This window comes from Gardnerella sp. DNF01159 (genome assembly GCF_049244215.1).
Lineage (GTDB): Bacteria > Actinomycetota > Actinomycetes > Actinomycetales > Bifidobacteriaceae > Bifidobacterium > Bifidobacterium swidsinskii.
The window spans coordinates 162,537-184,182 of record NZ_CP058387.1; the positions used below are offsets into that span (position 1 = coordinate 162,537).

A 21,646-nucleotide genomic window follows, 5' to 3' on the forward strand; every position below is an offset into this window, starting at 1 on the left:
TATGGCATGCACAACAATTCTTGTTGGTCGAAAAGCAAGCTACGACGGATCTACGCTTATTGCGCGTAACGAAGACTCCGCAAATGGCGAATTTAATCCAAAGCGCTTAGTGGTAGTAAAGCCGGAAGATCAACCTCGCGTTTATAAGTCTGTTCTTAGCCACGTAACAGTTGAGTTGCCGGATAATCCAATGCAATACACAAGCGTGCCAAACGCAGACTTGCGCGAAGGAATTTGGGGAGAAGCTGGCGTTAACGAAGCAAACGTTGCAATGAGCGCAACTGAAACGCTTACATCCAACGAGCGTGTGTTAGGCGCAGATCCAATGGTTGAGCTTCAAAAAGCGCAAGGCAAAGTTGGGGATGCTGACTATAAGCCGGAAGTGCCGGGTGGAATTGGTGAAGAAGACTTCTTAACGCTTGTTTTGCCTTATATTCGTAGCGCTCGCGAAGGTGTTGAGCGTTTGGGCGCATTGCTTGAAAAGTACGGCACTTATGAGATGAATGGCGTTGCATTTTCGGATGTGAACGAGATTTGGTGGTTTGAAACTGTCGGTGGTCATCATTGGATTGCTAAGCGTGTGCCGGATGAAGCTTATGTTGTTATGCCAAACCAGCTTGGAATTGACGAGTTCGATTTAGATGATGCTTTTGATCTTCAAGAAGAGCATATGTGCTCGGCTGATTTGCTTGAATTTATTGAAGAAAATCACTTGGATTTGTCGGTGGAAAACGCTTCTCCGTTTAACCCTCGTGATGCTTTTGGCTCTCATTCGGATGCTGACCACGTGTACAACACTCCTCGCGCATGGTTCATGGAGCGCTTCTTGAATCCGTATGACGAAGTGTGGGATGGTAAAGACGCTGATCATCGTCCGGACAGCAACGATATTCCTTGGGCTCGCCAGCCTGAGCGCAAGGTAACAATTGAAGACGTTAAGTACGTTTTGAGCTCTCACTATCAGGGTACTGAGTATGATCCTTACGGCAAGCTTGGAGATGAGTATACTCGTCATATGCTGCGTCCAATCGGCATTAACCGTCAAAGCGAGCTTGCTGTAATGCAAATCCGCCCTTACATGCCGGAAGCAATGCGTGCAATTCAGTGGATTACTTACGGTTCTAATCCTTTCAATTCTTTGATTCCGTTCTATCCAAACGTAAATCGCACTCCAAAGTATTTGGAAGATACGACTACTCGCGTAACAAGCGAAAACTTCTATTGGGAGAATCGCATTATTGCTGCTCTTGCGGATGCCGCATTTAACGACACTGCAAACGCGATTGAGCGCTACCAAGAAGTTGTCGGTTCCCTTGGTCACGCAATGGTCAAGTCTACGGATGCTGCCGTGGCAGATATTCTTGGCGTTGATTTGGCTGATTACGAGCCAGAACGTGAAGGTGATGAAGGCGAAGATTACGATGATTTAGTTCGCGATCCCGAAGCTATTATTGCCGAGCTTCGCAACGATAAAGTGCGTGAGGCTTTGGCTGAAGCAAATGACGATATGGCGGCAAAGTTGAAGAAAGAAACCGATTCTTTGCTTGACACGGTGCTGTACATCACTAGCATGCGTATGAAGAATGGTTTTAATCGTTCTGATCACTGAAATGCAATTAAATAAGTTTTCTCGTAATTGATATGGAAAAACTTACGAAAATAATTTAATAACTCAGATGCCTTCCTAAGAAATGAACTTTTTATTTCATGTGGAAGGCATTTTTGTTATCTTTTGTTATTTTGCTATAGACGTTGCTAATAGCGCGTATAGATATTGCGTGTGGTGCCTATGCTGCGAACAAACAATCGTATAGTATGAATCATGTAATTAACATTATCCGCATGCATAGTTGTGCCAATATGCCTATGAAAGAGGGGTACATGAGCATTCTTGATTCATACACTACAACATTCGGTTTGGTTAAAAAAATTGATGCCTTTGGGTACTTGAGTTATTTAAAGCAACATCCAGAGGAGCCTAGGAAGCGCGGTAAAGTTCTGCTTGTTACTGCTGATACTCCTTTGAAAGCTTCTCGCGGAGAAGGTAAAACGACTACAACTATTGCGTTGGTTGATGCTTTGCGTGAGCGCGGTGTGGACGCAGCTGCAGTTCTTCGTCAGCCAAGCATGGGCATTACAGCTGCTGGTTCTAAAGGTGGTGCAAGTGGTGGCGGTAAGTCTTCGCTTTCTCACCCTGAGTTGATTGACTGGGGTTTGTGTGGTGAAATGGCTGCTATTGCTTGCGCGCAGAATTTGCTTGTGTCGTTTGCGGAAAAAGCAGTCGACGAGGGTGCCCTTGATACTATTTTAGTTCCTCGAGTTAGCGAAGTTCCTTCGCGATCTTTGCGAAGCATTGCTGTTGATTTTGGCAAGGGGACTGTTCCTGAGCGCGTCGTTTTGACGCCAACTTGCGAGCTTATGCAAATCGTAGTGTTGTCGCGCAGTATGGACGAGATTTCTCATCGTGTTTCTTCAATGATTGCTGGCACAAAAGACGGTAAGCCTGTTCAGTTTGGCGAGTTTGTGGATTTGTGGCGAATCACCAATATTCTTGCCGACGCTGTAAAGCCTGCAAAAACTGAGACGATTAATGGTTCTCCAATTTACGTTCATTGTGGCCCGTTTGCGAACGTTTCGCTTGGTATTCCAAGCCTTGTAAGCGTTGAAATGGCTTGCGCTGAGCATGATGTTGTGGTTGTAGAAGCAGGTTATGGTACGGATGCTGGTGCTCAAAAGTGGTTAGATATTGCTGCTCGCGAGTTTGGTGCAAAGTGGCCTGCTGCTGCAGTTGTAGTTACTCGCGCAACTACTTGGCGAGATGACGAAACTTTGGCGTGGCGTTACCCATTCCATGTTTCTCGTTTGGAATTTCTTAACATCCCTACGTTCCCGTTGATTAATTTGTGGGAAGGTGAAGATAATCAAGTTCCTGAATTGTTGGAACAAGCTAAGTCTTTAGGGTTCAGAAAGCCGATTGTTGGCAATTTATTCCGCGATGGTGGCGATGGTTTGGCAAATCAGCTGGACGATTTTGTGTCTGCAATAACTGATGATGTTGAAACGAAAGTTCCAGAAAGTAGGCGTGGAAAGACGCTTAGGGAGCGAATTAACTTGTTGTGTGCAGAAGCTTACGGTGTTCCTGTTGAGCGTGTGATTGAAAAAGCTGGTTTTGAAGATTCGTTATCTGCAGCTGAGGATTTGTGCGCGAATGCTGGCGTTGATTTTAACAGTCTTGCGTTAGTTGCTGTTAAATCTCCTGCAACTATGACTGACGACGATCATAAGCCTGCTGAAGAGCGCACTGTGACATTGAAGAAAGTGGAAGTTCACGCTGGAGCTGGAGTTGTGCAAGTAAATCTCACATCTTCACTAACTACTCCAATGCCAAAAATAGTGTGAAATATTGTGTGAAATATTAATAGTGTGATTTTCTCTTAAATATTGAGATTAATTAAAATTACTTATTAATAGCAAGTAACAAAACGTCGTCAACACATCAATCATGGTGTGTGGGCGACGTTTTTGTTTTTGCTTTGTTTACCAAATGGGTCAAAAAGGGAACAAACGCGGGAGAGTTGAAGTTAAATTACGCAAAAGTGCGATGCAACCAATCGCAAGCAAGCTTGACCCACTGCTGAACTTCTGGCTGAATAAATTCAGTAAGCACATTTCCGTTTTCGTCGCGTTTTGCTGTTTCTTTAACTGCCAAAGCTAAGCCGTGAGGTCCTTTAGGGAACAGGTGCGCTTCAACACTTACTCCAGCTTCAACGCAAGCGTTCACAAACATTATTGAATTTTCTACTGGAACTGTTTGATCAGTAATGGTTTGCCATACAAATACAGGTGGAGTTTTACGATCCACGTGATTTTCCAGCGAAAGTTTATTGACAAGTTCAGTTCGCTCTTCGTTGCTAACTTCTCCAAATAGACGATCGAACGTTGGCTTATGCGCATATTTTCCAGCAGAAATAACAGGATATGCTAGCATAAGCGCATTTGGGCGCACGTCATCAGCAGCATACCCGTTTGCTTCCTCAACTTCGTCGCTAACGCTAGTTGCAAGGTTTGCAGCCACATGCCCTCCAGCGGAGAATCCAATAATTGCAACTTTTTGCGCATCTACGTGCCATTCTTTTGCGTTTTTGCGAATTAAGCTCATCGCTTCTGCTGCTTCTAAAAGCTGAGTTGGGTATGTGCTTGGAGTAAGCGAGTATCGCAACACAAAAGTGTGGAATCCTTCTGCAGCAAACTTCATGGCAACAGGCTCTGCCTCACGATTCGATACGCGCAAGAAGCCTCCGCCTGGCAAAATTAGAATTGCAGGACGGTTTTGCAAGCCTTTGCTATCTAAATTATCGTCTAAAATATATCCAATAAGCTGCGCATCGCTTCCATCTATACTTTTTATTTTCTGATTTATAATCTTCATAGTGTCTCTTTTCGTTTCGCTTATATTGCAATTACACTAAGCATAATTCTAATCAAATACCTCGCTTTGTAAGTGCGTTCTTTTATAAATTCGTGTAGAGTTTTAAGAAGTTTTATAAGGAGATTCAAGATGTGTAACGAAGAAGATAGTTTAGGTAAAGTTGTTTTAGCTGCTACGCCTATCGGGAATATGGCAGACGCTTCTGCACGATTAATTAATCTTCTTGAAACTGCTGATATTGTTGCTGCTGAAGACACGCGTAGGCTTTATGATTTAGCGAATCGCCTTGGTGTACATGTTTCTGGTAGCGTAATCGCATATCACGATCATAATGAGCGAAATAAGGCAGATGGTTTGCTAGACAAAGTTGAGCAGGGTAGCACTGTTCTTGTTGTTTCAGACGCAGGTATGCCTACCATTAACGACCCGGGTCTTGCTGTTGTTCGACGTGCAATAGAGCGAGATTTGCCTGTTACTTGCGCGCCTGGTCCTAGTGCAGTTTTAGATGCGCTTGCTCTTTCTGGATTGCCGACTGATCGCTTCTGTTATGAAGGCTTTTTGCCTCGTAAATCTGGTGAGCGTCAACAGCATTTGCGCTCACTTAAAGCCGAGCGACGAACAATAGTATTTTATGAGGCTCCACATCGTATTGCAGAAGCAATGGAAGACATATTGGCAGTGCTTGGTTCTAATCGTCCAATGGCGTTATGCCGTGAACTTACAAAAGATTTTGAGGAAATTCGTCGTGGAACTGTGCAAAGTATTCACGATGGTGTTTTAGCGGATCCTCCTCGAGGTGAAATAGTTTTAGTTATCGGTGGTGCAAGTGACGAAGAAGTACAGTCTGAAAGCACAGATTTAAGCATTGATGCTCTTGCAAAGCTTTCGCTTGAATGTGCAGAATCCGAAGGTTTGCGCATAAAAGAAGCAATTACAAAAGTAGTAAAAGAGCATCCGTTTGCTGACGGATCTTTTGCTAATCGTAAGCAAGTTTATGCGTCTTGTCTTGAGCATAAACCTAATCAGAAATAAGATTTCTGCTTTTGCTACTATTTTTTGCTTTCTATTCATTGCTGTCATACGCAGAAAATAGCACTTCAAAACTGTAACGAACGTCAGGTCCACCTTGTTGAGAAATATATTCTAAAATTTGCGCGTCTGCTGAAGGGTTTGCAATAATCCATTTTCGAAGTTCCGGTATTTTTTGCGCGATGTACCATAGCACTTCCGTTTTTGTTGCAGGGTCGATAGCAACAGATGGCGTGAGTATTATAGGTGGTTTTGGAGGGCTGTTTGTTTTAGTTGCATAAGAGTTCTTCATTTCCATGGTTTGTTTGCTTCTTTCGCAATGTTTCGTATCCAATTTCTTGCATGTATTGAGCCTGGGAAATATGGGTTTCCGTCAATAGTACGTTTGCATTTTCGCAAGTCAATGCTGTATTTAGATATCAATAGGTGAGCAATATCTTTTCTATAAGGTTCGTGCTCTTCGTTTTCGCTTGGAGTGTACGCTAAATCGCAAATTGTTCGTTCTGGCGTTGTTATTCTAATTTTTCCAAGTATTACGTATTCTTCATTGTTTAAGTGTCTTCGAAATGCGCGAATCGCATGACCGTGCGGCTTTTTTCTTCTGTGCCCATAATCAATAACATCTATATTTTCAGGAAAATGACCTCCTATCCAAACCCATGCTGCAGTAAATAAACAGGCTATGCTTTCTGTAGGCATAAGATTGCTCACAATATTGCTTCTTCCTTGAGTGGAAATAGCTGCCTTATTTGAATATCCTGCATTTAAATCAAGCCTATTGAATACACCAATTTGAGAAAGTTTTTTCATGCACATTGGACCTGGTAAATGGTTGTCGTCAAGTAATTCTGGGAATTGCGTTTGTGTTTCTTCGCAAATATCCAATAAATTGCGCATATTTTGTTGGTTTTTCAATTTTCTTTAATCCTTTCTTTTTGCATATTTATTTTTCAGCGCGATTATTTACGATTCGTATTGTGCATATTGTTGTTTTTTTAGTGCATGTTTTCTAGTGCATTAGTTTCGTAGTGCATAAGTTGAGATTATGTTTATATTTGCTTCAATTCCAGGCTGGTTTTATAACTTGTGGATATGTGGATGAACTCGTGTGAGGCTTGTTATCCAGCGTGTTTTTCTCGTATATTTGGGATTCTTTTTGCAATGTTCTTATGTACTGTCCGCGTTGAACAAGATAATAATTGTCTATGAGTCATATTTTGGTGAATGTTGCTTGGCCGTATGCTAACGGCCCTCGTCATATTGGTCACGTCGCAGGCTTCGGGGTCCCATCAGACGTATATGCGCGTTACGAGCGCATGAAAGGTAATGACGTATTAATGGTGTCTGGCACGGATGAGCACGGTACACCTATTTTGGTTGAAGCAGATAAGGAAGGTGTTTCTGCACAAGAGCTTGCTAATCGTTATAATCGTGTGATTACTAAGGATTTGTGCGATTTAGGTTTGAGCTACGATTTGTTCACGCGTACTACCACTGCAAATCACGAGCATGTTGTGCAAGAAATGTTCCGTCAGTGCTTAAAGAACGGCTATATTTACAAGGGCACTCAGAAGGTTGCTATTTCTCCTTCCACTGGTCGTACTTTGCCAGATCGTTATATTGAAGGCACATGCCCATTGTGTGGCGCAGATGGTGCTCGTGGCGATCAATGTGATGCTTGTGGAAACGAGCTTGATCCGGATGAGCTTATTAATCCAGTTTCTAAAATTAATGGTGAAACTCCGCGCTTTGAAGAAACTGAACATTATTTCCTAGATTTGCCTGCTTTGGCTGAAGCGAATGTTAACTGGCTTCATTCTCGCGAAGGTTGGCGCACGAATGTTATTAATTTCTCGCTTGGATTATTTAATGAAGTAAAGCCGCGAGCTATTACGCGCGATATTGATTGGGGCATTCCTGTTCCTGTTGAAGGATGGATTGATAATCCAAATAAGCGTTTATATGTTTGGTTTGATGCTGTTATTGGCTACTTGTCTGCATCTATTGAATGGGCTCGTCGACAAGGCAAGCCAGAGGCTTGGCGTGATTGGTGGTGTGATCCTAAGTCTCCTGGATACTACTTCATGGGCAAAGATAACATTACTTTCCATTCTCAGATTTGGCCTTCGGAAATGCTTGCCTACAACGGTGCTGGTTCTAAAGGTGGTGAGGCTGGCATTTATGGCCCATTGAACATGCCTGAACAGGTTGTTGCTTCTGAGTTCATGACTATGGAAGGCAAGAAGTTCAGCTCTTCGCGCGGAATCGTGATTTATGTGAAGGATATTTTGGCACGTTACCCTGTAGATGCTGTGCGTTACTACATTTCTATTGCGGGTCCAGAAAATTCTGATGCTGATTTTACTTGGGCTGAGTTTGCTCGTCACAATAACGAAGAACTTGCTGCAAGCTGGGGTAATCTTGTCAATCGTGTGGCAAATCTTATTAATAAGAACTTTGGTGCAATTCCTCCTCTTGATGAAGATTCTATGACTGCAATGGATCGCGCTCTTCTCGATCAAACTTCTGATGCTTTTGCTTTGGTTGGTAGTTTGATTGAGCGTCATCGTCAGAAGAATGCTCTTACTGAAGCAATGCGAGTAGTTGCGGATATTAATAAATATATTTCTGCAACTGAGCCTTGGAAAATTAAAGATGATGAGGATCGCCTTGGTACTGTGTTGCATGTTGCAGCTCAGGCTGTTTCGGATGCTAATCATCTGCTTGCGCCATTCTTGCCTCATGCAGCTCAAAAAGTTTGGGAAGCACTTGGTGGCACTGGCGTATTCTCGCCTTTGCCTCATATTGAAGAAGTTGAAGATTTGGATAATCCAGACTTCAAGTATCCGATTATTACGGGCGATTATCGCTTGGGGGAAACTGTTCATCCTTGGGAGAGTGAGGAGTTGGTAGCAGGTACGCCTGTGCCTAAGCCAAGTCCTATTTTTGCCAAGATTCCAAAAGAAGCAGTTGAGGAGGAGCTTGAGCGTTTTGCATCTGCTTTGTCCGAGCGTCAGCGTGTCGAGGCGGAAAGACTTGCTGCAGCAAAAAAATCTTTGGAAAATAGTGAGAAATAGGTTGAAATTCTCAATAAATAAATTGTAAAATTAAAGAACATAGCAAATGGTTCTCTAAAAGAAAATATTTTAAGGAAATTTTAAGGAAAAACTCTTTTCTTTGGACGAATGTTTAGCTATACTAACATATGTTAATGGTTCGCCATTAGCGAGGTTCGTTTTCGAACCCCATAATTGAAACCTTCTTCTCTCTTTCTCTCTGCCCCGGCGGGTTTCTCTTCCCGCCGGGCTTCTTTTTAATTTGTGAAAAAAGTAAAACAACAATAAAAGCGCAGACTGCAAAAACAATCTGCGCTCACATAGTTACCAAACTTAATTTTAATGGTAACGATTTAACGGCAACGCTTCGAAAGTGGCGCCCACGGTTCAAGCATTACTGGTTCTTGATCCAATACAGCTAAAGTTTCTTTGTCAAGGTACTTTTTGTTGATGATTATTTCGTTCACATAACGATCGAACCACTCTGCTGAGCCAACATAATAGCCATCTTCGCCAGCATCCTTGCCCCAGCTGTTCTCGATCTTCCAGCGATCTGGCTCGCCATCTTTGTTAAGATTCACGCCAGTGAATGTCATTGCGTGATTTCCTGGGCAATCCATATATTCCAAGCCGTGAGCTTTATCGAATGTAAACTTCACGTCAAACAATTCATCTACGCGCACAACTGCAGGATCGAAGAATCCACTGTCACGCAAGGAGAACTGCGTGCAATCGCATGCAAACCAGATTGGATGACCATCTTTTAATTGGTCTACAGCTGCTTTTTTGAATACATCGAGAGGCACATTAACAAATTCCATTTCCTTTGTTTCAGCTACGTTGGTGCTGTACTTAAATTGGTAGAGCTTGTTGAATGGTGTGCGTTCCATAGGTGCGTTGCATATTGTTACGAAGTCGTTTACGTCAACTGGAACGTACTTCTTTGCGAACTCAAGTGGAGTAATTCCGTATTCACAAATCATTGGACGCTCATCTTTGCCGGTTTTTGGCTTGTCAGCTTTGCCGGTTTTCTCGCCATCTTTCTTGGTTTCGTCTTTTTCGCCGTCCTTCTTATCGTCATCGTCATCTTTAGTTCGTGCGAAGAAGTCAAACTGTGCAGGTGGTTCACCCAGGGCAATAGTTGTCATACGATAAACGGTTTCCAAATCGCGAACTTTCATTTCGCGCAATTCTTCCAAAGAAGTTCCGTTCTTATGAGCTTCACGCAATTCGTATGCAAACTCGCGCAACTTGGTATTGATGTATTGTACGAATGCATCAGAGTCGACTGAGTTCTGTGAATCTGGATATGCACTCTTTGGCATAAGTCCGTACTTGTTTACCAAGTTGACGAACATTTGCCACCAGCCGCCGTCATCGATTGGACCATAGTTAATGCTCTCAAAAAGTCGGCTATTAACATCTTCATCAAGTGTTGAAAGCACATTTTCCAAATAAGCGTTTGCTTTTTCAATCTTGTCCCAGAAGAATAGGTAGCTTTCTGAAAACTCAAAGTCGTCTAAATTCCACTTATGCATTACTTCGTATCGCAAAGTATTAAGTGAGGCGAACATCCAGCAGCGTCCGGAGCGCTTCTGATTGGTAATGCTGCCTTGTTTTAATTCTATTGAGAATTCGCGAGGAAGAGCACGCTTGCCTTGGTAGCTTGTTGCGGCTTTAAGCACACCATTTGTTACTGCTGCATTCGCGGCGAGAAGATTTGCGCGCTGTTCGTTAAAATGTTTGGAATAATTTTTTACATGTTCCAGAGTTACGGCTTTGACGTTTTCAGCCATGAGCTTATTCATTCTCCTTTTAGAGTTGAAAGTACGAATAAAAAATATTGTATACTGCTCAATGTCTCGCGTGTGTTTCTTGTCTATGCCTATTTTCGGCATTTGCTTGAATACTATTAATTATTTTAGTAAAACTACAATTTTTTCGGTAAATATTCAGTTTTTGTAATTAAATTTTGAATTTATTATATTTGCTTATAAAACGTATTTTGTATGTATAAAAATACTTTTTTGATTTTAAAATACATGTCTTTGTGTAAAAATATAGCTAGAAATCACTGATATTTTGCGTTTTTTTGCATGTTTAGATATGTATAATGTAACTTATATATACGAAATTTTTCCCTTGGGTATTGAGAAAAGTGTTGTGCAAAAATATTTTCTGTTTGTCTCTTTGTACATAGCTTGGCTAAAAATATACTAATTATGTGTCCCGGATTGACAAGGGTCGATTCAAACACGCCCTTTTCAAGGTCGAGTGTTAGATCGGCAATACTGTAAATCACAAGATTTATGGATGCCGAATGGAGGTAAAAAATGGCTAGTCGTAGAAAAGAGTCACAATGATACGATACATCGTTAAACGATGCCTGAATTATGTGGTGATGTTGTTTGTTGCCGTATCCATGACATATTTCTTGACAAGTGCTTTTATGAGACCGCGTTCGAACTACATGTCTAGGCATCCGCATCCACCTATTGCATCAATCAACCGTTCTTTGGATTTGGCAAATATTAACGACCAGACTCCAGTGTTTACTCGTTATTGCCGTTGGATTTACAACATTTTTACTAAGTGGGATTGGGGATTGAGCCCAGATCAGGCTCCAGTTGGCCCGGCAATTATGTCTCGTATTGGCGCATCTGTTCAGCTGGTTACAGGCGCTACAATTCTTGGCATTGTTCTCGGTGTTAGCGTTGGTGTTTACACTGCTATCCGTCAGTACAAGTGGCAAGATAGAGTTCTTAATTCCACCGCAACCTTCCTGTTGGTTGTTCCTGCAGCAGTTTTGGGTTTGATGGTTGTGCTTGCTGCTATTAGCATTAACCACGCAACAGGCGTGCGACTTTTCTACGTTACTGGTTTGCACTCTTACCAAGGTTCTGACCCGTTCATGTTCCTTCTTGACTTCCTTCAGCATTTGATTTTGCCGACGATTGTTATGACAATTCCTGGCATGGTTGGGTATCATTTAACGCAGCGCACGTATCTTCTCGATACTATGAATGCTGATTACGTTCGTACGGCTCGCGCTAAGGGCTTACCTTTGAATTTGGCTATTCGCCGCCACGCTTTGCGTACTTCTTTGATTCCAACAGCTGTTGACGTCGCCTTCTCTATTGCAGGCGTGTTTACGGGTGCTGTGATTACTGAAACCGTGTTTGCTATTAACGGCCTTGGTAGCTACTTCGTTCAGACCATTATGCAGAACGATATTAACGGTTCTGTTGCTATTGCAGCGTTTGGTGCTGTATGTACCTTAGTTGGTGCTCTGCTTGCAGATATCTTCTCTGCTTGGCTCGACCCACGTATTCGTTTGAACTAGCAGAACAGTGTAGGTGAATTTGATATGAATAAAAAAGATGTATCTTCAAAACCTCAAGAATCTGCTGCAGATAGAAAAGCTACTGCTGGTGCCTGGGGCAACTTTAAGCGCACTGGTAAGATGACGCTTTATACGCGTCGATTCTTCCGTCGCCCGTCTGCAGTTGTGGGCTTGGTTATGTTCGTAATTTTGATTCTTTTTGCTTTGTTTGGCTCAAAGATTTCAAAGTGGAGCTACGACGAACCAGACTTTTCTTCTCTAGCAACTCCTCCTTCTGCAGAGCATTGGCTGGGAACTACGCCAGGCGGTTCAGACATGTACGCAATGGTTGTGCGCGGACTTGGTCGTTCACTTTCCATTGGTATTGTTAGCTCTATTACCATTACAGTTATTGCTGCTTTGGTTGGTACTGCTATTTCTTACTTCGAAGGATGGTTTGAGCAGGTTGGTATGTGGCTTTTGGACATGCTGCTGATTGTTCCTTCCTTCCTGCTGATTGCTTTAATCATTAGTGCTTCTAGTGGTGGTAGCGATTGGCTGTGGTTGGCATTTGGCTTAACAGCTTTTGGTTGGATTGGTTACGCTCGTACTCTTCGTACGTTGACTTTGAGCTTGCGCGAACGTGAGTATGTTCGTGCAGCTAAGTTCGAGGGCGTTTCTTCGTTCCGCATTATTGTGCGCCACTTGGTTCCAAACTTGGGTTCTGTATTGATTATTAACACGGTTCTTGGTGTTATTGGTGCGATTAACGGCGAAACTGCTTTGAGCTTCTTGGGCCTTGGTATTAAGGCTCCGGATACTTCTCTTGGTACTTTGCTTAATGCTGGCCAAAGCGTTGTGCAGACTTCTCCGTGGGTGCTTTTGGTGCCGTCTGCAGTGCTTGTTTTGCTAACCTTCTCCGTGCAGCTTATTGGTGACGGTTTGCGTGATGCCATTGATCCATATTCTAGGTCTGTTGGTAAGGCCGACTAACGAGCGTTTGGAGTGATAAACATGACTGATATTGCAAATAACGCTATTAAGGAAGAAACCACGATGGAAGATCAAAACAACGAACCGTTGCTTTCAGTACGCGACTTGCAAATTAGCTTCGCTTCTGAAGCTGGTACTGTGCATGCTGTGCGCGGAATGAATTTTGATTTGTACCGCGGAAAGACTATTGGTATCGTTGGCGAATCTGGTTCTGGTAAGTCGGTTACGTCCTTGGCTGTTATGGGCTTGCTGGATAAAAACGCTAGCGTTAAAGGCTCTGTAAAGTATAAGGGCGAGGAGCTTTTAACTAAGTCTGATGCAGAAATGAGTAAGATTCGTGGCAAGAATATTGCTATGGTGTTCCAGGATCCTCTTTCTGCTTTAACTCCAGTTTTCTCTATTGGTGATCAGCTTAAGGAAGCTTTGGTTATTCATAATCCTGACATGACTGAAGAGCAGATTCGCGAGCGTTCTATTGAATTGCTTGATTTGGTTGGTATTACTAAGCCGGCTGAGCGTTTGAAGGCTTTCCCTCACGAGTTTTCTGGTGGTATGCGCCAGCGCGTGATGATTGCTATGGCTATTGCCAATAATCCTGACATTATTATTGCCGACGAGCCTACTACCGCTTTGGATGTGACTATTCAGGCTCAGGTTTTGGAAGTTTTGAAGAAAGCTCAGCGCGAAACCGGCGCTGCAATGATTTTTATTACTCACGATTTGGGCGTAATTGCTGGCGTTGCAGACGAAGTTATTGTTATGTATGCGGGTCATTTGGTTGAGCATAATAGCGTTGAAGAGATTTTTGCTCACCCAACTCAGCCGTACACTATTGGCTTGTTGGGTGCTGTTCCTCGCGTTGATCAAAAGCGCACTCGTCGTTTGACTCCAATTTCTAAGCCGACTATGGATATGCTTATGGCTGAAGAAGAAAGCGGCGACGACAGCACAATGATGGGTCTTGAAGCTGAAAGCGAAACTGTTCGCTCGTTGCTTCATGCGGAAACCGAAAAGCCAATTAAGCCAATGTTTGAAGGCATTCCTCGTGAACAACGAAAAGTTGTTTTGGATGTTAAGAACTTGGTTAAAACATTCCCAATTACTAGCGGTGGCTTCTTGCGACGCAAGGTTGGCGAAGTTCGCGCGGTTGATGGTGTGAGTATTGAGGTTCGTGAAGGCGAAACTGTGGCTTTGGTTGGCGAGTCTGGTTCTGGTAAGTCCACGACTTTGATGGAGATTATGGGCTTGAAGAAGCCTGAGTCTGGTTCTATTACAGTTTTTGGTACTGAGTTGAACGATAAGTTGACTCGTGAGCAGCGTCGCGAACTTCGTTCTAAGATTCAGTACGTGTTCCAGGACCCAATGAGCTCGCTTGATCCTCGTATGCTTGTTTACGATATTTTGGCCGAGCCTTTGCTCGTGCAAAAGAAGTCGAAGGAAGAAATTCGCCAGCGTATTGCTGAGCTTATGCAATTGGTTGAGTTGAATCCTGATCAAGTTGATCGCTTCCCAACGCAGTTCTCCGGCGGTCAGCGTCAGCGTATCGCTATTGCTCGCGCTTTGGCTGTGAATCCTAAGCTTTTGCTTCTTGATGAGCCAGTTTCGGCTTTGGATGTTTCTATTCAGGCTGGAATTATTAACTTGCTTGAAGATTTGCAAGACAAGTTGGGTGTTGCTTACTTGTTCGTGGCTCACAACATGGCTGTGGTTCGTCACATTTCTAGCCGTATTGCTGTTATGTATCACGGTCGAATTGTTGAATCTGGTGAAACGGATGAGGTGTTTGATAATCCAAAGCACCCTTACACTCAGGCTTTGATTAGCGCTGTGCCAATTCCGGATCCTACAATTGAGAAGAACCGTAAGCGTATTATTCTTTCTGAAGAAGATAATTTTGACGATGTTAGGTAATTCATGACTTGTTGATTTTAGTTAATCTTCATCAATCTGAATAAATTACTTAGTCGCGCATGTTTATTACAACATGCGCGATTTTTTATTGTGTAACATAAATTTAAAAAACGTAATATATTTTGTTTTTTAGCCAAAATAAACTAAAAAATTTTCTGTTTTGCTCATTATAGATAATAAATTATTCTTTTTTGCCTAATTTTCATAAAGTTGAAAAGAAAAAAATCAATATTTTGTGAAAACGATTTGTCGAATGTCATAGAGTTGTATATACTCATACAACATACCGGAAGACGGACATCATCCGGGGAATGAGAGGAATCATGAAAAATACAAATGCAGGTAAACTGACTGTATTTGCCGCAGCTGCACTTTCTGTTGCAATGCTGCTCGGCGCTTGCGGCGGTGCTACTAACAATGCTGGTAAAGCAGGTATGACTGAAGAGCCAGCTGCTGGTGTTGACACTTCTTACACTGGCGAACTTCCAATGCCAGATGTCAACAAGCGTTACGATAATCCACAGTCACGTGACAACGTTAAGGACGGCGGCACTTACACCGTTGCTCTTCCTGTTCTCGGTCCAAACTGGAACTACGCTTCCAACGATGGTAACTCTGGTTACATGAATACTTTGTGGGGCTTCTACCAGCCAAATCTTATGGCTTATGACACCGTTAAGGGTGAAAAGCTTAAGTACAACCCTGACTACATCACTTCCGTCAAGAAGGTTAGCGATAAGCCACTCGTTGTTCAGTACAACTTGAACCCAAAGGCCAAGTGGAATGACGGCACTGATATTGATTACACCGCATTTAAGGCTACTTGGCAGGCTTTGAACGGAAAGAACAAGGATTACTCCGTCCCAAGTACTGAAGGCTATGACTGCATCAAGAGTGTTGAACAAGGTTCCACTCCAAAGCAGGTTATAGTGACTTATGAGAAGCCATGCGCAACATGGGAAATGCTTTTCGCTCCACTGGTTCATCCAAAGGCCGGTGACGTTAAGACCTTCAACCAGGGTTGGGTAAACAATCCTCACAACGAGTGGGGTGCAGGTCCATTCCAGATTGAATCCGCAACCGAAAATCAGGTTGTTTTCACCCGCAATCCAAAGTGGTGGGGTAAGAAGGCAAAGCTCAATAAGGTTGTTGTAAAGCGTATGGAAGATACTGCAGCTTTGAACGCTTTCCAGAACGGTGAAATCGATGCTGTAACCGATACCATTTCTTCTAAGGACGCAATCAAGTCTGCTCGTAGCGTTAAGGGTGCTCAGCTGCGTTACGGCTACAGCACCAAGGTTCGCGTGCTTAACTTCAACGCTAAGTCCAAGCCACTTAACGAGCTTGCAGTTCGTAAGGCTGTTGTTCAGGCATTCGACGTTGCTACCTACAACAAGATTCAGTTCCAGGGCATGAACTGGAAGAGCGAGCAGCCAGGTTCTGAGCTTCTCTCCATGTTCCAGGCTGGCTACAAGAACAATCTTCCTGCTGACGGCAAGTACAACACCGAAAACGCTAAGAAGACCCTTGAAGCTGCTGGTTACAAGATGGGCAAGGATGGCTACTACGCCAAGAATGGCAAGACTCTTGAGATTTCCTTCACCTTCTTCGGCGATGATTCTACTCAGGCAGCTCTTGCTAACGCATTCCAGGCCATGATGAAGAAGGCTGGAATTAAGTGCAAGACTGTGAACCATGCTGTTGCTAAGTTCTCCGAGGTTGTTGCTTCGCACGAGTACCAGGTGCTTCCATTGGCATGGCAGTCCACATCTCCATTGAGCTTCTTGTCTGCAGCAAGCCAGGTTTACAAGTCTGATAGCGATTCCAACCTCGGTCTCGTTGGCAATAAGAAGATTGATGCTATGCTCAACAAGATTGGCAAGACCTACGATTACAAGGAACAGACTGATTATGCAAACAAGGCAGAGTCTGCAGCTCTCGCACTCTACGGAACTCTTCCAGTTTCTGCTCCTCCTATTTACCAGGTGTTCAAGAAGGGCTTTGCTAACAACGGCCCTGCTGGTTACGCAAGCACCTACCCAGAGGATATGGGCTGGCAGAAGTAAGTAAATTTGTAGCGATAATTCGCGCAAGTTTACTAAGCTGATTGCTTAACTTATAGCATGTGGCGTGTAGTCTTTTGGCTACACGCCACATCTTTTTGTGTATGCTAATGTGAGAAAATAGTATAAATTTAAAATTAAGTCTCAAAAAGCAAAATCGGAAACAAAGGAGAAGCTGGCGCATGTACGTCAATCCGAATAAACGCAAAGATGCGAGTAACGTGCGCTGGGTATTGCAATACTGTAAGCCGGACATGTGGAAAGTTTGGCTTGCTATTTTTCTATTTATTATCAATGACACGATGGCAATTACAATGCCGTTGCTTTCGGGCTTTATTGTAGACAAAATCATTATTGGCAAACAGCATAATTTGCTTATAAGCGTATGCGTTTTGATGGTAGCAATGATGATTGTTCGCGTTGGCTCAAGGTATATTTACCAGCTTTTAATGGAAAAGTTTGGTCAAAATGCCGTGTATCGCCTGGTGAGCGACGAGTACGAAAAGCTTCATTCTCTCGATTTTACGTACTTTAATCACACGCGCACAGGCGACATTATGAGTCGTATGACATCGGATACTGACGCGATTCGTCATATTTTAAGTTGGGTTTCGTATATGGCGTTAGATTGTGTAGTAATGTTCGTGTTAGCGCTGGTTATAATGTTTTCAATTCAGTGGAAGCTCGCTTTAGCACTTATGTCAATTACGCCATTTTTGTTTCTGCTCGCAAAAATTATGGGCAAAAAAGCTAGACCGAAATTCCTTGCAATTCGTGAATCCTTTGCGCGCATGAATTCAATGGTGGAAGAAAATATCGAGGGGAATCGCGTAGTAAAAGCTTTCGTGCGTGAGGATTACGAAACTAAGAAATTCGATAAGTGCAACGAAGACTACTTTAATTGCAATATTACGCTTGCAAAAAATACTCAAAAATACATGCCTTGGCTCGATGGCATGGGTTTTGTGCTTGAGCTTATAACAGTTGGTTTCGGCGGATGGCTTGTTTTGAATGGCAACATGACTTTAGGTGCATTCGTCACTTTTAATAGCTTCCTTTGGATGCTACACATGCCTGTACGAATGGTGGGCTGGCTTATTAATGATTGGCAGCGTTTTAACGCAGGATGCGTGAATATTCGCAAACTTCTTACGCAAGAATCGCATATTAGACATCCAAAAGAAGCGGACGAAACCGTTAAAATTAGAGGTAAAATTACTTTTGAGCATGTTGATTTTTCATTCCCAGACGATCAAGACTCTCCAATCTTAAAAGATATTGATTTAGACGTTCCTGCTGGAAGCAAACTGGGTATTCTTGGTGAAACTGGTTCCGGCAAATCAACTCTCGTAAGTCTTATAGCAAGATTCTATGATCCTACGCGTGGTCGTGTTTTAATTGACGGAAAAGACGTGCGCGAATGGCCGTTAGAAACTGTTCGTAACCAAGTTAGCATAGTTGCGCAGGAAACATTCCTATTTTCGGACACTATTGCAGGAAATATTAGTTTTGGATTACCTCAAACTAAAGAAAATTGTAAGGAATTAGATAATACCATTCGCACGATGGCAACAATTGCTGCAGCAGACGATTTTATTATGGATATGCCAGAAGGCTATGAAACAGTAGTAGGCGAGCGTGGGGTAGGTCTTTCTGGTGGGCAAAAGCAGCGTTTGAGCTTAGCTAGAGCGTTGGCAAATAATCCTGCAATCTTGATTATGGACGATACAACTTCTGCTGTAGATATGGAAACGGAAGAGCATATTCAGCAGGAGCTGAAAAAGCTTGATGGCACGCGCACAATAATCACTATTGCGCACAGAATCTCATCCGTTAAAGATGCAGACATGATTGTTGTGCTAGATCACGGGAAAATTATTGAACGCGGCACGCATGCTCAGCTTGTTGCAGCGCACGGGAGGTATTGGGAGATCTATAGAAAGCAACTTGGCTTTAAAACTGGCAGGTCTGCAGGATTCGAAACGAAGGGGGAGTAGAAATGGCACAACGTAATACTTATCGTGAAGACGAAGGTCAAGAAGAACACATAAACGTGCACGAACTTATGCGCGTTAGAAAATATATGAAGCCGTATGCTACTAAACTTCTATTCGTAATTATGGTAGTTATTAGCGGCAGCATCATTATGACAGCGATGCCAATGATTACGAAAACGCTAATCGACGTTGTATTGTCTCAGAAAAACGTCAATTATTTATATACAATTATTGCCGTATTCGCACTGCTCATTATATTGTATGAGCTTGGTTTAGCGTACAGAACTTTAGCAATTACGCGCATCGGCCAGATGATAATCAAAGACATGCGACGCGATATTTTTACGCATGTTCAATCATTATCTTTTGATTATTTTGATTCGCGTCCGCATGGGAAAATTCTGATTCGCATCGTAAACTACATCAATACGCTTTCTGACACGCTTTCGTCTGGTTTAATTAACGTATTTTCCGACGTTTTTGTGCTTATTATTACATTAATAACAATGTTTGTTATAGATTGGCGAATGGCTTTGTGGAGCTTAGCGCTATTCCCAATATTTATAATTTGGACGCGAACTTTACAAATTTTGCAAAGAAAAGCGTCTAAAAAATTATCAAATAAACAAAGTAATTTAAATGCGTATTTGCACGAATCAATCGCAGGAGTAAAAACAACGCAAACTTTTGCGCGAGAAGCTACAGCATACGCTACTTTCCAAGAGCAACAAGCAGAAGTAAGAAGTGCTTGGATGCGAAACGTTAGAGTGCAAATGTTACTTTGGCCTGGTGCTTCAATTATTGAGACTGCAGCAATAGCGCTTTTGTATTACTCTGGCATAGCAAACTTAGGTGCAATGAACGTGAGCACGGGAACACTTATAGCATTTGTTTGGTATTCGACTACTTTCTGGGATCCAGTAGTAAATATTGGAAACTTCTATACGCAACTTGTAACGTGCTCAGTTTATTTGGAACGAATTTTTGAAACTCTACGAATTAAGCCAAATATCGTAGATAAGCCAGATGCTATTCAATTGCCTCAAATCGAAGGAAAAGTAGACGTAAACGACGTTGTTTTCCGTTACGAAGAAGATGGAAGGCCAATATTAAACTTGGTTGATTTGCATGTTAATCCTGGCACTACTGTAGCTCTTGTGGGACCTACTGGTGCAGGAAAAACAACTCTCGTAAGTCTTCTTTCTAGATTCTACGACGTTTCAGAAGGCTCGATTACTATAGACGGGTACGATGTACGTTCAGTAACGCTCGCATCTCTTAGAAAACAAATGGGCGTAATGTTGCAAGATAGTTTTATTTTCAGTGGAACCGTACGCGAGAACATCCGTTATGGAAAGCTCGATGCCACTGATGAAGAAATTGAGATTGCAGCGCGTGCAGTTCATGCTCACGAATTTATTGAAGGATTACCGAACGGATACGATACTGAAATTGAAGAGCGCGGAGCCACTCTTTCTGCAGGTCAGCGTCAGCTTATATCGTTTGCGCGAGTATTGCTTGCGAATCCGCGAATTCTTATTCTAGATGAGGCAACAAGTAATATTGATACTCGTACAGAAGAAGCATTACAAGCAGGATTAGCTCAATTACTTAAAAATCGCACATCTTTTGTAATAGCGCATAGGCTTTCGACGATTGAGAATGCGGATTTGATTTGTGTAATCGATCATGGAGAAATTGTTGAAAAAGGCACTCATAACGAGCTTATGGAGGCAAGAGGAGCGTATTATCGTCTTGTAAAATCGCAATATGATGCAATTCGCAAAGCAGTTTTATAAATACTTATCATTCAATAAAAATTGACAGTTGAGTTTGCGAGTAGACTTAAAAATATGAGTAAACATCATCGCGAATATAATTGGGCGCCGGCTTTAGCAACGCAATCTGCAGTATGGGAAAATCTGCTACAAGAAGGAATAACAATTGCAGACGATCATACGCACATGCTTAGCGTTGTGGATTTTGCGCATAATCTAAATCAAGAATTAGCAGAAAAAGGCCGCGATGTAATAGCGGAACCTACTGTAGACGACTTAGTTGCTCAAGCAAAATCATCAGGCGTTTCGCACATGCTAGAAGTCGGATGTGAATATCCAGATTGGGAGCCGACGATTAAGTTTGCTCAAACGCATGAAAATTCAGTTCGCGCAGCAATAGCAATACACCCAAACGAAGCAGTATTACACGGTCACAAAGGAGCTAAAGGTCCTGACGGATTGCCAATAGTTTACAAGCCGTATCACGATATTCCATTTGACGAAGCTATGCAACATTTGCGCTCGCTAGTAATTGCTCATCCAAAAGAAGTAGTGGCAATAGGTGAAACCGGTTTAGACTACTTTCGTACGGGAGAGCCTGCGCGAGAAGCACAAATAGAGGCTTTCCGCGACCACATTGCGCTCGCAAAAGAATTAAACTTGCCTTTGCAAATTCACGATCGTGACGCTCACGAAGACGTAGTAAAAGTCTTACTAAAAGATGGCGCTCCTGAGCGAACAGTATTTCACAGTTATGCTGGTGGTGTGGATTTAGCCGAAATATTGAAAGAGCACGGTTGGTACGCAAGTTTTTCTGGAACTATAAGTTACAAAGGCAATGATGAATTACGCGAATCTGCGCGAATTATTGGCAAAGACCATATAACTGTTGAAACGGATGCGCCTTATTTAACGCCAATGCCGTATCGTGGACGGCCAAACGCGCCTTATATGGTTCCTTATACGCTAGAAACACTTTCTGAAGTTCTAAATATATCGTTATTGCAAGCAGCGAAAGTTACACGCGAAAATACGCGAAAAATTTACGAATTTTAGGAATATAAAATC

The 21,646-nt window shown here is 42.6% G+C and carries 15 protein-coding genes; 11 read left to right on the forward strand and 4 right to left on the reverse strand.

The features are described from left to right. The first annotated feature begins 1 nt into the window (after position 1). Together HXT39_RS00660 and HXT39_RS00665 are read left to right on the forward strand one after the other, a co-directional pair. Positions 2–1,609: a C69 family dipeptidase gene (locus HXT39_RS00660; RefSeq protein WP_004108025.1), complete on the forward strand. Its 1,608-nt coding sequence runs from the start codon at positions 2–4 to the stop codon at positions 1,607–1,609. 272 nt (positions 1,610–1,881) lie between these two features. Then, positions 1,882–3,399, forward strand: a complete 1,518-nt coding sequence (locus tag HXT39_RS00665) for a formate--tetrahydrofolate ligase (protein ID WP_199172892.1) — start codon at positions 1,882–1,884, stop codon at positions 3,397–3,399. A 187-nt stretch (positions 3,400–3,586) separates the two neighbouring features. On the opposite strand, the gene HXT39_RS00670 is transcribed toward HXT39_RS00665, so the two are convergent. Beyond that, positions 3,587–4,429 carry an alpha/beta hydrolase gene (locus HXT39_RS00670; protein WP_103014050.1) on the reverse strand — a complete coding sequence of 281 codons (843 nt, stop codon included), beginning with the start codon at positions 4,427–4,429 and terminating at the stop codon, positions 3,587–3,589. Positions 4,430–4,558: 129 nt separating this feature from the next. Here HXT39_RS00670 and rsmI point away from each other — a divergent pair, with 129 nt between their 5' ends. Then, entirely contained in the window at positions 4,559–5,461 is a 903-nt protein-coding gene (rsmI, locus tag HXT39_RS00675; protein ID WP_012914505.1) for a 16S rRNA (cytidine(1402)-2'-O)-methyltransferase, read from the forward strand. Positions 5,462–5,492: 31 nt separating this feature from the next. Here the strand turns inward: rsmI and HXT39_RS00680 are convergent, their stop codons facing one another. Together HXT39_RS00680 and HXT39_RS00685 are read right to left on the reverse strand one after the other, a co-directional pair. Next, on the reverse strand, positions 5,493–5,756 hold the full coding sequence (locus HXT39_RS00680; RefSeq protein WP_012914504.1) for a hypothetical protein: 264 nt from the start codon (positions 5,754–5,756) through the stop codon (positions 5,493–5,495). Continuing rightward, positions 5,747–6,373 carry a hypothetical protein gene (locus tag HXT39_RS00685; RefSeq protein ID WP_012914503.1) on the reverse strand — a complete coding sequence of 209 codons (627 nt, stop codon included), beginning with the start codon at positions 6,371–6,373 and terminating at the stop codon, positions 5,747–5,749. Before HXT39_RS00685 ends, HXT39_RS00680 begins: the two co-directional genes overlap by 10 nt. Positions 6,374–6,663: 290 nt before the next feature. Between HXT39_RS00685 and metG the strand changes: the two genes are divergently transcribed. Beyond that, the gene (gene metG / locus HXT39_RS00690; RefSeq protein WP_162861151.1) at positions 6,664–8,535 is read left to right on the forward strand and encodes a methionine--tRNA ligase; all 1,872 of its coding nucleotides are present in this window, start codon (positions 6,664–6,666) and stop codon (positions 8,533–8,535) included. 332 nt (positions 8,536–8,867) lie between these two features. Here the strand turns inward: metG and HXT39_RS00695 are convergent, their stop codons facing one another. Then, complete coding sequence (locus HXT39_RS00695) at positions 8,868–10,310, reverse strand: aminopeptidase C (protein ID WP_102703489.1); 1,443 nt, start codon at positions 10,308–10,310, stop codon at positions 8,868–8,870. 563 nt (positions 10,311–10,873) lie between these two features. Here HXT39_RS00695 and HXT39_RS00700 point away from each other — a divergent pair. The 7 genes from HXT39_RS00700 to HXT39_RS00730 all read left to right on the forward strand — a co-directional run bounded on the left by HXT39_RS00700 (position 10,874) and on the right by HXT39_RS00730 (position 21,634). Further along, positions 10,874–11,857 (forward strand): ABC transporter permease, encoded by a 984-nt coding sequence (locus HXT39_RS00700; protein WP_033888405.1) that lies wholly within the window; start codon positions 10,874–10,876, stop codon positions 11,855–11,857. A 24-nt stretch (positions 11,858–11,881) separates the two neighbouring features. After that, positions 11,882–12,829, forward strand: a complete 948-nt coding sequence (locus tag HXT39_RS00705) for an ABC transporter permease (RefSeq protein WP_064621662.1) — start codon at positions 11,882–11,884, stop codon at positions 12,827–12,829. A gap of 21 nt (positions 12,830–12,850) precedes the next feature. After that, positions 12,851–14,740, forward strand: a complete 1,890-nt coding sequence (locus HXT39_RS00710) for an ABC transporter ATP-binding protein (protein ID WP_064621661.1) — start codon at positions 12,851–12,853, stop codon at positions 14,738–14,740. A 323-nt stretch (positions 14,741–15,063) separates the two neighbouring features. Beyond that, on the forward strand, positions 15,064–16,806 hold the full coding sequence (locus tag HXT39_RS00715; RefSeq protein ID WP_199172891.1) for an ABC transporter family substrate-binding protein: 1,743 nt from the start codon (positions 15,064–15,066) through the stop codon (positions 16,804–16,806). Between the two features lie 179 nt (positions 16,807–16,985). Then, the gene (locus tag HXT39_RS00720) at positions 16,986–18,800 is read left to right on the forward strand and encodes an ABC transporter ATP-binding protein (RefSeq protein ID WP_103014053.1); all 1,815 of its coding nucleotides are present in this window, start codon (positions 16,986–16,988) and stop codon (positions 18,798–18,800) included. A 2-nt stretch (positions 18,801–18,802) separates the two neighbouring features. After that, on the forward strand, positions 18,803–20,599 hold the full coding sequence (locus tag HXT39_RS00725; protein ID WP_004107992.1) for an ABC transporter ATP-binding protein: 1,797 nt from the start codon (positions 18,803–18,805) through the stop codon (positions 20,597–20,599). A gap of 54 nt (positions 20,600–20,653) precedes the next feature. Next, positions 20,654–21,634, forward strand: a complete 981-nt coding sequence (locus HXT39_RS00730; protein WP_103014054.1) for a TatD family hydrolase — start codon at positions 20,654–20,656, stop codon at positions 21,632–21,634. Positions 21,635–21,646: the final 12 nt, after the last annotated feature.